Raw genomic sequence first — 16,166 nt, forward strand, 5'->3', positions numbered from 1 at the left:
TGTCAAATCTTTTGTGTAAATAGATCTTTCTCGTAAATTGATTTTTTAATTATTTATTTAATCAAAGTAGGATTCTAAGGTGTCCTGAACCTGACCAAAGCCTTTATGAATTCGATTGAAATAACGGTCATTGTAGCTCATTGCCTGGATGCCAATAAATGCATCAAGCGACTGTTCAGTTGGAAATTCTGCCTTAGGCTTAGCTTTACGCTTGATGACGTTGTTAAAGGATTCAATCATATTGGTTGAATAAATTGAAGCTCTGATTTGTTTGGGATAATTGTAGAAGACTAGCAGATCGGGCTCAATTTCCTTCAAACCTTTGATGACATGGCTATAAGCTTTATTCCATTTGGCATAGAATTTGTGCAAGACAGCTGCAGCTTCTTTTTTGCTTGTCTGTTGATGTATCTGCTTGAATTCGTTCATGATCTTTTCACGATCGTCGACGCGTACTTTAGCGCAGATATTGCGCATGACATGAACCAGGCAGCGTTGAAAATGAGCTTTAGGATAAGTCCTGGCCAAGGCTGTTTTCATGCCAACAACACCATCAGAAAGAAAAAGCTCAACTTGCTTCAAGCCTCTGGACTTCATGTTTTGAAGCATCTCTGTCCAAACTTCAATGTTCTCACTAGGAGCAATGCAGTAGTCAATGACTTCCTTATGTCCATTAGGTTTAATGCCAATGGCAATATATACTGCTTCACGCTCAAACGTTTCTCGGCGCAAAGGAAGGTATGTCGCATCCAAATAGACACAGAAAAACTTGTCGCTTAGCTTGCGCTTGTGATAAGCCTCAATCTTGGGGAGCATCTGCTTGGAAATATTTGATACTTGAGCTGGACTATAATGACTGCCATACATTTTCTCAATCAAGTCAGCGATTTCTCTGGTAGTTACGCCTTTGGAGTATAGCTTGATAATCGTGCTTTCCAAAACATCAGAGTGCTGCTTGTAGTCAGGCAGCGTGTGCTGATGAAACTGACCGTTGCGGTCTCGAGGCACTTGCACTTCAATTGGTCCAAACTGGGTATCAACCTTGCGGAAATAAGCACCATTTCTAGAATTGCCAGTATTCCAGCCATTTCTGGCATAGGGATCATAGCCTAGAAAGGCAGTCAACTCAGCTTCTAGCAAGTTATTAACAGCCTGTTGTAGCTCTTTGCGCAATAAATCATTTATTTTGTCTGGATTGAATAGAGCTTGAGCAAAATCTTTGGTAAAATCATTCATGAAGGAGTTCTTCTTTCTGTATGTGTTTTTTTGTTCAAACCAATCATACGAGAAAGGAACTCCTTTTTCTAATGTTTAAAGAAATAAATTTAAGGAATCATTCATCCTTACACAAACTATTTTACAGTCTCTAGCTTATTGTAGATCTTTATTTTGTTTTCTAAATAAGGGTAGTAGATATAGATGGAAAGGCCTAAAATGAATAAATTCACATCAATTTTTGGCAAAAATATCAAGGCTGTCGTTAAGTATGTTGATTTAGACAACGATGGTGAAGTTTTAGAAAGTACTAAAAAATTTGAGGGAAAACCAAAAACACAGGTGGAATATGATCCCTCTGATGAAATTGCAAAGTATCTAAATCAAGGTTATGTTTTGGAAAGAGATGGCTTTGATGAGAATCCTATTTTTGAAGAAGATGTGGATGAATACGTTATTTCATTTAAGCATAAGCATTTAGTTAAAGAATATGAACAAAAGAAGATTAAGCAATTGGTACACTATCAAGGTGCAGCAAGCAGAACACCGGAAGATAGTACTACTGAGATCGAGTTTGTTCATAATCAAGAAATAGACGCTGTTGATAATCATGTGATTAAGGACTTAGGTTGGAAGCCTAAAGAGCAGAGCTTTATGATCATTGGCACGCCCACATTGCCTGGATTTGTTCCGGATTTGATTGAAGCAGGTGGTGAGACCGTTACTGCTGAAGATAAGGATAAGGAATACACGGTTAACTTCACAGTTAATAATAAGCCATCTACTAGTGAACAAAGTGCAGTTGTTAAGTTTGTTGACTTAAGTGATCAAAATAAAGTTATTTTCCAAAAGAATTTAACTGGTCAGCCTAATATGCAGATTGAATATGACCCAGAAGCTGAAATTAAGCGGCTAGAAGATGAAGGCTATTCATTAGTTAAGAACGGCTTCAATGACAATGGAGATATTCAATTTTATGGTAATGCAGATGGTTACCAACCAGTGTTCATTATTACCATGAAATACAGTGCAGTTGCTGTAGATGCCAAGCATCCTAATGACGCTGTTGATCCAGATATTTACAGTAAAGAAAGTAAATTAACAGTTAAGTTTGTTGGTGTAGATGATGCGCCAAAAGACAAGGTTCAAACGATTCATTGGAACAGAACAGTTACTTTATTGCCAAGTACTAAAAAGGTAATTGAATCAGGACGCTATGATAGTGACTGGAAAGCTGATAAGCAATACCAAGATGTAAAGGTACCTCAAATTGAAGACTATCATGCAGATATGGAGGTCGTAAAGGCACCTGAATTAAGCCAGGATGATCAAGTTATTACTGTATCATATGCTAAGAATGAAGCTGTTAAAGAAGCCAAAGCTGAGCCTGTTCATGAAAATGAAAGCTACACCGATGATGATAGTATTACCGATCAACCAGTCGCTAAACAAACTGAAATAACCAAAGTTGTCAGCGACCTTGAACAAAATTCAACTGTTAAAGAACAAGTGGCAATTATTAATTTCATTGATGTTGATAATGATGGTAATTCAATTACTTCATCTGGAATTTTAAATGGTAAACCAGGTGAAAGCATTAATGATTTATACAGTACTGAAAATCCTCTTAAGATCATTGCAAGAGCAGGTTATCATGTTGTATTTAATAATTTTGATAAGAAGGGTACTGTTCAAAGATTCAATGATAATGCATTGATGCCACAAGTCTTTACAATTGGGGTAAGCAAAAAAGCAAAGGGTACTGATGTTTTAGATAAAGATGCAACTAAGAAAGAAATCGAAAAGATTAAGAATGATTTAGCTGTATCTAAAGAAGCTAACCCAGATTATTCTAAGACAATGATGGACTTAACCAACGTCGTTTCATCATTATATGATTTGGTTTCAAAATCTGAATAAAAGAAATTAAAACATTAAAAAGACACTACAGATTCAAAGTTTTGTTTCTGTAGTGCCTTTTTTATAAATATCAATAAATTTTAGGAGTGTAATAAGATTTTAGAATTAATTAGGTTCAACTGCTGTTAATGTAATGACTCCAATTAATTCAAGTGCCAAAAATGTAATTCCAAGGATAGTAATCATAGTGCCCATCTCCTTATCTAGGAGATAAATAATTAGAATATTTATCTTTTAATTCAATTATTGCTTACACTGTTACTGTACCACATAATTGCATTTTGTGAAAGCGATTACACTAAATTGGGAGAAAAAAAGTTGATCTCCGAAGAAATCAACTTGTGCCCCTGCCAAGGACCTATATTATAGCATTCATTTATTCTGACTGATCATCCTTTTTCTCAGTTGAGTCAGGATTTTGATCGTCAGACTTGGTGAAATCACCATTCATGGTATTGGGGCGACCAGTTTGATAATCAGCTGTGTGCTTTTCAGCCTTAGGTGCGCTTTGACCAGGTTCAGGCATAACCATAGCAGCTATAATATATAAAGCAACGCCAGGAAATACACCCGTGAATAATATTAATGCGGCACCGATGATTCTAACCCAAGCAGGATCTAGATCAAAGTAGTTAGCAATACCGCCCAAAACGCCAGCTAAAATTTTATTTTGTGATTTTGTAAGTCTTTTTTGCATAATAATCAACTCGTTTCTAACTGTTCTATCTCTTTTACATATATTATACAGCAAAGGCATGAAAAAAGTGTTGATTGCTCAACACTTACACATAATTATGATGCCCGCTAAAGGATTCGAACCTTCACTTAGTCACCTAAACAGCGACCTGAACGCTGCGCGTCTGCCAATTCCGCCAAGCGGGCATTTTTTATTTGTACATGAATAATAATACCAAATATTTGGTAAAATGTAAGCATAAAATACTTTAATTATTCAAAAGGATGGAATTTCATGTTTTTTAGTAAAAAAATAAAACGTGCAGTAATTACAACTATCGCTGCCGTGTCAATTTTTTCGTGTGGTGCAGTTTTTGCGACTACGCCAGTTAATGCAGATACAACTAATAGTTATCAAGCAGACCAAGTTAAGCTGAATGTAAAATCAGCGATTGCTATTGATAGCGATTCGGGTCAAATTTTATATGCGAAAAATGCAACTCAAACTTTGCCAATTGCTTCAATGACAAAGTTAGTGACGGTTTATTTAGCCTTACAAGCAATTAAGAATAATAAGCTTTCATGGGATCAAAAGGTAAAACCAACTGCCCCCATCGTTAAGGTAGCTAATAACGCGGAATATTCTAATGTGCCACTAAAAATGGGACATTCATACACTATTAAGCAGCTTTACCAAGCAACTTTAATTGAGTCTGCTAATGGTGCTGCAATGCTCTTAGGACAAACTATTGCGGGCTCTCAGAAGGCCTTTATCGATCAAATGAGAGCTCAAGTAAAGAAATGGGGCATTGAAGATGCTAAGATTTACACTGCATGTGGATTGCCTAATGGTAATTTGGGTAAAGATGCATATCCTGGTGTAAATAAGAATGCAGAAAATTCAATGTCAGCCAAGGACATGGCAATTGTAGGTCAAAATTTGATCAAAGATTTCCCAGAAGTTTTAGATACTACCAAGTTGGCCCACTTAGACTTTAAGGATGCAGGTCATACTACTAAGATGGCCAACTTTAATTGGATGCTAAAGGGTCTTTCTCAATATGATCAAGCTTACCCAGTTGATGGCTTGAAGACTGGTACTACTGACGCTGCAGGAGCTTGTTTTATTGGAACTGTACAACATAATGGTGCGCGTTTGATCACTGTGGTAATGGGTGCACGTCACCGTGATGGAACGGATCCAGCTAGATTTATGCAGACAAAGAAGTTAATGAACTATATCTTTACTAAATATCGTCCTGTAACAATGACTGCAGGTAGTCAAATGAACGGTGCCAAGACTATTAAGGTAACTGATGGTGATAATGCTACTACTAATTTGGGTCTCAAGAGTAAGACTACTATTTGGGATCCAGCAGATGGTAAGACTTTGGTTGCATCATTGAACAAAAAGACTGTCGAAGCTCCAATTAAGAAGGGACAGACAGTTGGCGACTATCAATTTAAGTCTGGTGATGAAAAGATTGTATCATTGTCCAATCCTAACGGAATGAATGTCCAAGCTAAGGCACTTTCAGCTAATAATAAAGTGAACTTTTTTGTTAGAATTTGGCGCTGGATTTTCGGAGGAAGATAAATATGACTGAAATTTCTGAAGATATCTTGAAAAAGGTAATTAAAGAAAGAGAAAGCGATACACATAAAGGCGATTACGGTCGTGTACTCTTGATCGGTGGTAGCGAGAACTATGGCGGCGCTATTATTATGTCTACCGAAGGCGCTATTAATGCTGGCACAGGTTTGACTGCTGTTGCAACACACCCTTTGAATTTAGCACCGCTACATGCACGAGTGCCTGAAGCAATGTTTATCGACTGGCGCGATGCTAAGTTAGCAGATTTAATCAAAAATATGGATGTTGTAGTTTGCGGGCCAGGATTAGGCATGAGTGATCTCGCTAAGCAAATTTTAGTTATCTTGCGAAGATGTACTTCAGAAAAACAAACCGTTGTCTTAGATGCCAGCGCTCTTGATTTAATTAGTCAGGATAAGAACTTATTGCCAACTAATGCTGGCCACTTAATCTTGACGCCGCATCAAATGGAATGGCAACGATTGAGTCAAATTCGTATTCCGTTTCAAACAGATAGTGCCAATATTGATGCTTTAAACCAATTGATTCCAGATACTAATGCGCTTTTAGTACTCAAATCGAATCATACTCATGTTTATGATGGGACTGGTCAAATTTTTGTTAATCCAATTGGCAATCCAGGCATGGCCACTGGTGGAATGGGTGATACTTTAGCAGGAATCATCGGTGGGATGGTTGCTCAATTTGGTCCAGGAGTTGAGACGATTCAAGCTGCTGTCTATCTTCATTCTTTAGCAGGTGACTTGCTTGCCAAAGATAATTATGTGGTACGACCAACGGAACTTTCTAAAGTATTGCCTAAATTGATGAAAAAGTATTCAGAATTGGCATAAACATGTTAAAATTCTAATAGTAAATAAATGCATCCCTAGTTGAGGGATGTTTTTTAGAGACTGTAAAATAGTTTGTGTAAGGATGAATGATTCCTTAAATTTATTTCTTTAAACATTAGAAAAAGGAGTTCCTTTCTCGTATGATTGGTTTGAACAAAAAAACACATACAGAAAGAAGAACTCCTTCATGAATGATTTTACCAAAGATTTTGCTCAAGCTCTATTCAATCCAGACAAAATAAATGATTTATTGCGCAAAGAGCTACAACAGGCTGTTAATAACTTGCTAGAAGCTGAGTTGACTGCCTTTCTAGGCTATGATCCCTATGCCAGAAATGGCTGGAATACTGGCAATTCTAGAAATGGTGCTTATTTCCGCAAGGTTGATACCCAGTTTGGACCAATTGAAGTGCAAGTGCCTCGAGACCGCAACGGTCAGTTTCATCAGCACACGCTGCCTGACTACAAGCAGCACTCTGATGTTTTGGAAAGCACGATTATCAAGCTATACTCCAAAGGCGTAACTACCAGAGAAATCGCTGACTTGATTGAGAAAATGTATGGCAGTCATTATAGTCCAGCTCAAGTATCAAATATTTCCAAGCAGATGCTCCCCAAGATTGAGGCTTATCACAAGCGCAAGCTAAGCGACAAGTTTTTCTGTGTCTATTTGGATGCGACATACCTTCCTTTGCGCCGAGAAACGTTTGAGCGTGAAGCAGTATATATTGCCATTGGCATTAAACCTAATGGACATAAGGAAGTCATTGACTACTGCATTGCTCCTAGTGAGAACATTGAAGTTTGGACAGAGATGCTTCAAAACATGAAGTCCAGAGGCTTGAAGCAAGTTGAGCTTTTTCTTTCTGATGGTGTTGTTGGCATGAAAACAGCCTTGGCCAGGACTTATCCTAAAGCTCATTTTCAACGCTGCCTGGTTCATGTCATGCGCAATATCTGCGCTAAAGTACGCGTCGACGATCGTGAAAAGATCATGAACGAATTCAAGCAGATACATCAACAGACAAGCAAAAAAGAAGCTGCAGCTGTCTTGCACAAATTCTATGCCAAATGGAATAAAGCTTATAGCCATGTCATCAAAGGTTTGAAGGAAATTGAGCCCGATCTGCTAGTCTTCTACAATTATCCCAAACAAATCAGAGCTTCAATTTATTCAACCAATATGATTGAATCCTTTAACAACGTCATCAAGCGTAAAGCTAAGCCTAAGGCAGAATTTCCAACTGAACAGTCGCTTGATGCATTTATTGGCATCCAGGCAATGAGCTACAATGACCGTTATTTCAATCGAATTCATAAAGGCTTTGGTCAGGTTCAGGACACCTTAGAATCCTACTTTGATTAAATAAATAATTAAAAAATCAATTTACGAGAAAGATCTATTTACACAAAAGATTTGACAGTTTCGTTTTTTAACGCTTCAAAGACGAAAAAGCATAATATAATTGAGTTAAATATTAATAAAAAAGAAGATTAACATATTTATGAAAAAAAACATTATTATCGGCGTAACTAGTATCGTTCTAGCTTTTGGTGCAATTATCGGCTTAGCTAAGGTATGCGCACCTAAGTCTGATGTCTCACAAGAAGCTGCTACAACGCAGACTAAGGCCAAAACTAAGAAAATAAATAAAACTAATAAAAAACAAGCTAAAAAAGTAGATAATGGTGCTTTATATCGACCATATAGCGATCCTAAGGACTTGCGCAAGGCAGGCACTTGGAAGAAAAAGAGTGAGCCTAAAAAATATCCTAAGATTAAGCCGTATGAAAAGGATTTGACTTTGCGGGTATCATTAAAAGGAAACCGAACCTATTTGTTAAGAAAAGGCAAGGTTTTGTATACCATGTTATCAACTGGTGGAATCTACAAGAAGGGCAAGTCATTGACCCCAACTGGAACTTTTAGGATCCAAAATGGTCGTGGAGACAGCTTTTTTAATTATAACTTAGGTGAAGGAGCTAATAATTGGACTAGTTGGAGTCCTGATAACGTGTACTTGTTCCACTCTGTGCCAACTAAAGCTGATTATAGCTATAACTTAAAAGAAGCAGCCAAATTGGGAAGAACTCAAGGTTCACATGGTTGTATCCGTTTGAGTGTACCTGATTCTAAGTGGATTATGGATCACATCCCAGATGGTACGAAGGTAGTAATTAAAAATAATTAACAAGAACGTTGCTTTTTAAGCAACGTTTTTTAAAAATTGCAGTAAAAAACTTTGTTCAAAGCGTTCAAGATTTTAATCCAACTCAAGAATGGCTTTTTTAACTAAATTAGTGGCAGAAGCCGTTTTTTCCTGCTATAATCATGTTTGCCAAGAAGTCAAAAGTAGTAGTTATTTTCTTTTTAAGCGAGTCTATGGTGGTGCAAGATAGATACTAGAAAATAATGAAGGCGTGTTTGACTGACAAAATCAAGAATTTAAATAAGCGGATACTTTGTATCAATCTGAGTGGTACCGCGGGTTTTTAACTCGTCTCTTTCTACGTTTGTAGAAAGAGACTTTTTTATTTAGAAGAGAGGAATAAGATGGACTTTAAGAATGAAGTAGTTGACTTGGTTGCTAGTCAAGTTGATTTACCTAAAGAAAAGATTGCCGCATTAATTGAACGCCCTAAAAATGCTAAGATGGGAGACTATGCTTTCCCAGCATTTATTTTGGCTAAGACTTTGCACAAAAATCCTGCAGAAATTGCTAAAAATATTGCGGACAACTTATCAAGTGATGATTTTGCTAATATTCAAGCAGTCGGTCCTTACGTTAACTTTGCGATTGACCATGAAAAATTAGTTTCATCGACTTTGAAGGATGTTTTGACTGAAAAAGAACATTATGGTGATCAAAAGATTGGTGAAGGAAATGTGCCAATTGATATGTCCAGCCCTAACATTGCTAAGCCAATGTCAATGGGCCACCTTCGTTCAACTGTAATTGGTAATTCAATTGCTAAGACAATGGAGAAGGTTGGCTATACTCCTATTAAAATCAATTACTTAGGTGACTATGGTACTCAATTTGGTAAGTTGATTGCTGCCTACAAGCACTGGGGTAATGAAGAAGACGTTAAAAAAGATCCAATTATGAATCTTTTCCACTACTATGTAAAGTTCCACCAAGAAGCTGAGAAAGATCCCGAACTTGATAATGAAGGTCGTGAATGGTTCAAGAAACTTGAAGACGGGGATCCAGAAGCAGTTAAACTATGGAAATGGTTCCGTGAGGTTTCATTAAAAGACTTCAAGCGAATTTATAAAGAACTAGGCGTAACTTTTGATTCATACAATGGTGAAGCTTTCTTTAACGATAAGATGCAACCAGTAATTGATGAATTAAAAGAAAAAGGTCTTCTTCATGAATCACGTGGTGCGCAAGTTGTTGACATGGGTGAAGGTGAAAATCCTGCTATTATCGTTAAATCTGATGGTATTTCAATTTACTTAACTCGTGACCTCGCCGCTGCTGAATGGAGAATGAAAGAATATAACTTCGTTAAGATGCTTTATGTTGTAGGTAACGAGCAAGCCCAACACTTTGTTGAATTAAAGACTGTTTTGAAAAAGATGGGTTATGATTGGGCTGATGAGATTCACCATGTACCGTTTGGTTTAATCACTCAAGGCGGTAAAAAGTTATCTACTAGAAAAGGTAACGTTGTCTTCCTCGATCAAGTATTAAAGGATGCTGTTTCACTTGCTAAAAAACAAATTCAAGAAAAGAATCCAGATTTAGCAGATCAAGATCAAGTTGCTCATGATGTTGGTGTTGGTGCTGTTGTCTTCCACGATTTGAAGAATGATCGTCTTGATAATTTTGACTTCGATTTGGAAGAAGTTGTTCGTTTTGAAGGAGACACTGGTCCTTACGTTCAATATACTAATGCTCGTGCTCAAAGTGTCTTGAGAAAGGCCGCTGCTATGGGTGAAAAGCCTAGCGAAACTGATCTAGCTCTTGATGATGACTGGGCTTTTGCCGTAGCCAAAGATTTAGCAGATTTCCCAAGAATTGTAGCTAGAAGTGCCGAAAAGTTTGAGCCTTCAGTAATTGCTAAGTTTGCCTTAGATTTGGCTAAAAAATTCAATAAGTACTATGCTAATGTGAAGATTTTAACCAAGGACGATAAAATTGATGCTCGTCTCGCCTTAGTTCAAGCAACATCAATCGTTTTAACGGAATCACTTAGATTGTTAGGTGTCAATGCTCCTAAAGAAATGTAAGAGAAAAACAATGAAAATAAGAAAATAACGCTTACATTTTGTGAAAAATTGTTCATATTTCAATTATTAGGGTACAATAGGCATGTAAGATATTTAGGAGGTATTTTTTAATGGCTTATTTTGACAACGGTAATCAAATCTTTAAAGATGCTCGTAAGAACCATTACGCTGTAGGTGCTTACAACACTAACAACTTGGAATGGACTCGTGCAGAATTACGTGCTGCTGAAGAAACTAGAACTCCATTGTTGATCCAAGTATCAACTGGTGCTGCTAAGTACATGGGTGGTTACAAGTTCGTTAAGGACATGGTAGCTGACCAAATGGATTCAATGAACATCTCAGTTCCAGTTATCTTAAACTTGGACCACGGTGACTTTGAATCAGCTAAGGAATGTATCGCTCTTGGTTACTCATCAGTTATGTTTGATGGTCACGCACTTCCAACTGACGAAAACTTGGAGAAGACTAAGGAAATCATCAAGTTAGCACATGAACGTGGTATTTCAGTTGAAGCTGAAATTGGTAAGATCGGTGAAAACCAAGGCGGCGGTGAATTAGCTTCTGTTGAAGATGCTAAGAAGTTCGTTGCAGCTGGTGTTGACAAGCTTGCTTGTGGTATTGGTAACATCCACGGTGTATACCCAGCAGACTGGAAGGGCTTAAACTTCGACCGTCTTAAGGAAATTGCTGAAGCAGTTCCTGACACTCCACTTGTACTTCACGGTGGTTCAGGTATTCCTGAGGACCAAGTTAAGAAGGCTATTAAGCTTGGTATTGCTAAGATCAACATCAACACTGAATTCCAATTAGCATTCCAAGAAGCTACTCGTAAGTACATCGAAGACGAAAAGGACCTTGACAAGAAGGCTAAGGGTTACGACCCACGTAAGTTGTTATTGCCAGGTGCAGAAGCAATTACCGCCAAGATGAAGGAAATGATTTCTTGGATGGGTACTAAGACTATCGATGACGAACTTAAGGATGCTTCATTCGACCGTTCATCATTGAACGAAGAATAATCATTTGATTATCTGTTAAATAAAGCTCAGCAATTCACTGGGCTTTATTTTTTTAGGAAAATTATGAATAAACAAGAATTAAAACTTCATTTACAAGATACCCAATGGCCATTGACCTATATTGATCATGACCGTAATATCGTTCGTGCAATTGTGATTGATGAAAAACAGAATTTTTATTTTGTGAGAGCTAAGAGAAATGATGATTTTGGTGAAGCAACTTTAATTGAAACTTCAGGCGGCGGTGTTGAAGCAGACGAGAATTTAGAAGAAGCATTAAAGCGAGAACTAAAAGAAGAACTCGGTGCGAATGTGGAAATAATTGATAGAATAGGTGTTGTTGACGATTATTATAATCTAATTCACCGCCACAATATTAATAACTATTATTTGTGTAAAGCTATTTCTTTTGGTAAAAAGCATTTAACGCCTGATGAGATAAATGAATTTCATTTATCAACGTTGAAGCTTAGTTATGATGAAGCCTTGCGAGAATATAACCGCTGTGCAAATACACGAATCGGCAAATTGATTGCGGCACGTGAATTACCAATATTAAAGCAAGCTAAAAATTTACTGGATCGGAAGAAAAATAGATGAATAAATATAATAAATTATGGCAATATATTAAAGATAATAAGGCTGGGGGTTGTCTTAGATCATTCCTTTTTGCGTTATAAAAAAGAATTACCAGCTTATGGCTTTGAAGTGAAAAAAATTTCATTGAAGAATAAAGTGGTGAAGTTTCATCAGTTGTAATGAAAGCTATTAATAACTAAAGTAGTAGTTTGCGATAATATCTTCAAAATTAGTAACTATGTTTTGTTTTAGAAAAAGACTAAGATGTAAGTAAAAAATGGGAGGATTAATAAGTTACTATGAAGAAGGTTTTATCTTGGCCAGTATATTATCAACTATCAGAGATTTATACGGCGCCATTAAATGTAATTTGGTTTGTCTTTGGCGCGGCAATGTCGTTTCAACAATATCACATGTTTAATTTGATTAACATTTTGCTGTGCTTAGTAGATGTTTTTCTGTTTGATTTAGCAGTTAATATTGCTGATAATTACTATGATTATCTTCATGGCAAAGATCGACATTTTTTGACTGATATAAATCCAATTGGACGTCTTAAGTTACCTTTAACTGATGTTAGAAACTTAGTGTGGATTAGTTACTTTATTTCGGCGATTCCGGGTATTATTTTGGTTTATCGCACCGGCTGGCCAGTACTAATAATGGGAGTTGTAGGATATTTCATTGGAATATTTTACACTGCGGGTCCTAAGCCACTGAATGCAACACCGATCTGTGAATTAGTGGTATCTTTCTTTATTTCGTATTTCATTATGCTAGTAAGTATCTATGTCACAATTTACGGCACTTATCCTTTGACCTGGAACTTAGCATTAACTACTCTAATAAGATGTTTGCCTTTAACACTCATTTTCTATGCTTTGCAGTTAGCTAATAATACTTGTGATTTGCATGAAGATTTAAACAATGGGCGCCATACTTTAGCCAGTTATACTGGTAAAAAATATGCTCTTAAAATAATTAAGACGTTGATTATTGCGGGATTATTATTTCCAATTATCGTTGTTCTTTTTGGTTTGGCAAAATGGCCATTGATCTTTAGTTGTTTTTTGTTGCCAATATTATGGCCAAAATTAAAACAATTTTTTGAGCATCCGGATAAACAAACTACCTATTTACAAATAATTAAGTATTTATCGATATTTTTCATTACATATATAGCTATTTACACAGTTTTGGTTTTAATTTAGGTGTAGGAAAATTTGGTGAGCAGGATAGGAGAGACTATCCTGTTTTTTTGAAGCAAATTTGACATCCAATGCGGGGAAATATGACGAGTTGTTAATAATGGGTGAAAATATGATATTATATCTCCGAATTATGATTATTGATGAAAGAGGTATAAACAATGAAATTGAAAAAAATTTGGACAGGTTTGTTAATGTTTGCAGGAGTTGTAGTAATGTTTGTGGCTATGCCTAAACAAGTAAATGCGGCATCTGATGGAAATGTGGTTGAACAATATGCGACTGCTGTGGTTAGTGAACAGAATATGAAGCTGGGAGAAAATGTTGTTGATAGTAGTGCTGCTATTAATCCTTTCGTAAATTTTGATAGAGTAATACCAGGAACTACAAATTGGTGGCGAGTTTTATATAATAAATGGAGACATGGAAAGAGATAATAATGTCAGATTTATCATTTAAGGTAACACTACAAACTATATTTATCATTATTTTTGTTACGTTTGACGTCTTAATATTTGATAAAATATCTTTTTCTGCACGCAATAAAAAAGATAAGATTTTTTTATGTTTATTTGCTGTTATTATAATTCTCGTAAGCATAGTAAGCTCAATCTTTTTTGATAATTTTTATTTATTCACAACAATATGTGAAATCTTAGGCTTATATATTTATTTTGGAATAATTAGAAAGAAAAATAAAAAACTTATTTTAGGGTCAGCTATAATTTTCAGTGAAACTGTCAAATCTTTTGTGTAAATAGATCTTTCTCGTAAATTGATTTTTTAATTATTTATTTAATCAAAGTAGGATTCTAAGGTGTCCTGAACTTGACCGAAGCCTTTATGAATTCGATTGAAATAACGGTCATTGTAGCTCATTGCCTGAATACCAATAAAAGCATCAAGCGACTGTTCAGTTGGAAATTCTGCCTTAGGCTTAGCTTTGCGCTTGATCACATTGTTAAATGATTCAATCATGTTAGTCGAATAAATTGAAGCTCTGATCTGCTTGGGATAGTTATAAAAGACCAGCAGATCTGGTTCTATGTCTTTCAAGCTTCTGATAACATGACTGTAAACCTTGCCCCATTTGGTATAGAAGTCATGCAGGACAGCTATGGCTTCTTCTTTGTTTGTCTGTTGATGTACCTGTTTGAATTCGTTCATGATCTTTTCACGATCGTCGACGCGTACTTTAGCGCAGATATTGCGCATGACATGAACCAAACAGCGTTGAAAATGAGCTTTAGGATAAGTTCTAGCCAAGGCTGTTTTCATGCCAACAACGCCATCTGAAAGAAAAAGCTCAACTTGCTTTAAGCCTCGGGATTTCATGTTTTGAAGCATCTCTGTCCAGACTTCAATGTTCTCGCTAGGAGCAATGCAGTAGTCAATGACTGCCTTGTGCCCATTAGGCTTGATGCCAATTGCAATATAGACTACTTCACGCTCAAACGTTTCCCGGCGCAAAGGAAGGTATGTCGCATCCAGATAAATGCAGAAGAACTTGTCGCTTAGCTTGCGTTTGTGGTAAGCCTCAACCTTTGGAATCATCTGCTTGGAAATATTTGATACTTGAGCTGGACTATAATGACTGCCATACATTTTCTCAATCAAGTCAGCGATTTCTCTGGTAGTTACGCCTTTGGAGTATAGCTTGATAATCGTGCTTTCCAAAACATCAGAGTGCTGCTTGTAGTCAGGCAGCGTGTGCTGATGAAATTGACCGTTGCGATCCCGAGGCACTTGCACTTCAATTGGGCCAAATTGCGTATCAACTTTGCGGAAATAAGCACCATTTCTAGAGTTGCCAGTATTCCAGCCATTTCTGGCATAGGGATCATAGCCCAGAAATGCAGTCAATTCAGCTTCTAACAAGTTATTAACAGCCTGTTGTAGCTCTTTGCGCAATAAATCATTTATTTTGTCCGGATTGAATAGAGCTTGAGCAAAATCTTTGGTAAAATCATTCATGAAGGAGTTCTTCTTTCTGTATGTGTTTTTTTGTTCAAACCAATCATACGAGAAAGGAACTCCTTTTTCTAATGTTTAAAGAAATAAATTTAAGGAATCATTCATCCTTACACAAACTATTTTACAGTCTCGATTATTGATTATATCGATTACGCTAAGGATGCATATTTGTTATTTTCCACCAAAAATTATTTTGCTAAATTTAGTGAGCGTGAAAGCAGCCCAAAGTATTATTTTACAGATAATGGCATTTTAAATTTGTTTTATCTGGATAAATTGCCAGCATTACTAGAAAATCTAGTTGCGATCAAGTTGCATAATAAATATCAAGAGAATTTATTTTATTTAAAATCTCAAAAGACAGGGATAGATATTGATTTTTATGTACCAGCTAGTAAAACTGCAATTCAAGTTGCATGGGAAGTGAATGATACGTCAAAAGAACGTGAAGTTGGGAACCTAATTAAATTAGCTGATAATTTTGATGAAGTTGAAAACTTAATAATCGTTACTCATGGTGAAGAGGCTGAAATTCAGCAAAAAGATAAGATAATTCAGTTAATGCCACTATATAAATTTTTATTAATGAGATAGTTTTTCGATAACTCATAAAATGGTAATGCTCAAAATTTTTTGAGCATTTTTTATAACTATAAGATCTAAAGAGATATAAAAATGGACATAAGATCTAAAGAGATATAAAATTAAAGCCAACAACTAAAATAATGAAAATAGGTGAACATCAATTATGTCTGAAATAACGAATCCATTTGACCCTAACTTTGGCAAAGTTCCCAAAATATATTTGGGGCGACAAAAAATAGTAGAAGATATAGTAAGATCACTTGAAAGTGGCACCGGACCCTATCAAACTTCAATGATCTA

15 protein-coding genes and 1 tRNA gene are annotated in these 16,166 nt (G+C 36.2%); 12 read left to right on the top strand and 4 right to left on the bottom strand.

The window, feature by feature from the left end; all coding sequences use genetic code 11:
* Window positions 1-57: 57 nt before the first annotated feature.
* Window positions 58-1,236 (bottom strand): IS256 family transposase, encoded by a 1,179-nt coding sequence (locus J6L97_RS02775; RefSeq protein ID WP_005728142.1) that lies wholly within the window; start codon window positions 1,234-1,236, stop codon window positions 58-60.
* Between the two features lie 198 nt (window positions 1,237-1,434).
* Here J6L97_RS02775 and J6L97_RS02780 point away from each other — a divergent pair, with 198 nt between their 5' ends.
* Window positions 1,435-3,135 (top strand): mucin-binding protein, encoded by a 1,701-nt coding sequence (locus J6L97_RS02780; RefSeq protein WP_057727050.1) that lies wholly within the window; start codon window positions 1,435-1,437, stop codon window positions 3,133-3,135.
* A 376-nt stretch (window positions 3,136-3,511) separates the two neighbouring features.
* On the opposite strand, the gene J6L97_RS02785 is transcribed toward J6L97_RS02780, so the two are convergent.
* Both J6L97_RS02785 and J6L97_RS02790 read right to left on the bottom strand, forming a co-directional pair.
* Window positions 3,512-3,832 (bottom strand): PspC domain-containing protein, encoded by a 321-nt coding sequence (locus J6L97_RS02785; RefSeq protein ID WP_005723521.1) that lies wholly within the window; start codon window positions 3,830-3,832, stop codon window positions 3,512-3,514.
* Between the two features lie 101 nt (window positions 3,833-3,933).
* A tRNA-Leu gene (locus J6L97_RS02790) sits at window positions 3,934-4,017 on the bottom strand.
* A gap of 88 nt (window positions 4,018-4,105) precedes the next feature.
* On the opposite strand from J6L97_RS02790, the gene J6L97_RS02795 reads away from it, so the two are divergent.
* The 10 genes from J6L97_RS02795 (at window position 4,106) to J6L97_RS02840 (ending at window position 14,064) form a co-directional block, all read left to right on the top strand.
* A complete protein-coding gene (locus J6L97_RS02795) occupies window positions 4,106-5,407 on the top strand; it encodes a serine hydrolase (protein ID WP_057727051.1) in 1,302 nt (433 codons plus the stop codon).
* A 2-nt stretch (window positions 5,408-5,409) separates the two neighbouring features.
* Window positions 5,410-6,258 (top strand): NAD(P)H-hydrate dehydratase, encoded by an 849-nt coding sequence (locus J6L97_RS02800; RefSeq protein WP_054833050.1) that lies wholly within the window; start codon window positions 5,410-5,412, stop codon window positions 6,256-6,258.
* A gap of 187 nt (window positions 6,259-6,445) precedes the next feature.
* Window positions 6,446-7,624 (top strand): IS256 family transposase, encoded by a 1,179-nt coding sequence (locus tag J6L97_RS02805; RefSeq protein WP_005728142.1) that lies wholly within the window; start codon window positions 6,446-6,448, stop codon window positions 7,622-7,624.
* A gap of 139 nt (window positions 7,625-7,763) precedes the next feature.
* Window positions 7,764-8,450 (top strand): L,D-transpeptidase, encoded by a 687-nt coding sequence (locus J6L97_RS02810; RefSeq protein ID WP_057727033.1) that lies wholly within the window; start codon window positions 7,764-7,766, stop codon window positions 8,448-8,450.
* Between the two features lie 362 nt (window positions 8,451-8,812).
* Window positions 8,813-10,498 (top strand): arginine--tRNA ligase, encoded by a 1,686-nt coding sequence (argS, locus tag J6L97_RS02815; protein WP_057727032.1) that lies wholly within the window; start codon window positions 8,813-8,815, stop codon window positions 10,496-10,498.
* 110 nt (window positions 10,499-10,608) lie between these two features.
* On the top strand, window positions 10,609-11,520 hold the full coding sequence (locus J6L97_RS02820) for a ketose-bisphosphate aldolase (RefSeq protein ID WP_005720809.1): 912 nt from the start codon (window positions 10,609-10,611) through the stop codon (window positions 11,518-11,520).
* Window positions 11,521-11,583: 63 nt separating this feature from the next.
* Window positions 11,584-12,120 carry an NUDIX domain-containing protein gene (locus J6L97_RS02825; protein ID WP_054833037.1) on the top strand — a complete coding sequence of 179 codons (537 nt, stop codon included), beginning with the start codon at window positions 11,584-11,586 and terminating at the stop codon, window positions 12,118-12,120.
* Between the two features lie 278 nt (window positions 12,121-12,398).
* Window positions 12,399-13,310, top strand: a complete 912-nt coding sequence (locus J6L97_RS02830; RefSeq protein WP_057727031.1) for a prenyltransferase — start codon at window positions 12,399-12,401, stop codon at window positions 13,308-13,310.
* A 158-nt stretch (window positions 13,311-13,468) separates the two neighbouring features.
* On the top strand, window positions 13,469-13,744 hold the full coding sequence (locus tag J6L97_RS02835) for a hypothetical protein (RefSeq protein WP_191088335.1): 276 nt from the start codon (window positions 13,469-13,471) through the stop codon (window positions 13,742-13,744).
* Window positions 13,745-13,746: 2 nt separating this feature from the next.
* The gene (locus J6L97_RS02840) at window positions 13,747-14,064 is read left to right on the top strand and encodes a hypothetical protein (RefSeq protein WP_057727030.1); all 318 of its coding nucleotides are present in this window, start codon (window positions 13,747-13,749) and stop codon (window positions 14,062-14,064) included.
* A gap of 38 nt (window positions 14,065-14,102) precedes the next feature.
* On the opposite strand, the gene J6L97_RS02845 is transcribed toward J6L97_RS02840, so the two are convergent.
* The gene (locus tag J6L97_RS02845; protein WP_216786116.1) at window positions 14,103-15,281 is read right to left on the bottom strand and encodes an IS256 family transposase; all 1,179 of its coding nucleotides are present in this window, start codon (window positions 15,279-15,281) and stop codon (window positions 14,103-14,105) included.
* Between the two features lie 168 nt (window positions 15,282-15,449).
* On the opposite strand from J6L97_RS02845, the gene J6L97_RS02850 reads away from it, so the two are divergent.
* Window positions 15,450-15,875, top strand: a complete 426-nt coding sequence (locus J6L97_RS02850) for an ATP-binding protein (RefSeq protein ID WP_223876409.1) — start codon at window positions 15,450-15,452, stop codon at window positions 15,873-15,875.
* Window positions 15,876-16,166 lie beyond the last annotated feature (291 nt).

The organism is Lactobacillus crispatus, from assembly GCF_018987235.1.
Lineage (GTDB): Bacteria > Bacillota > Bacilli > Lactobacillales > Lactobacillaceae > Lactobacillus > Lactobacillus crispatus.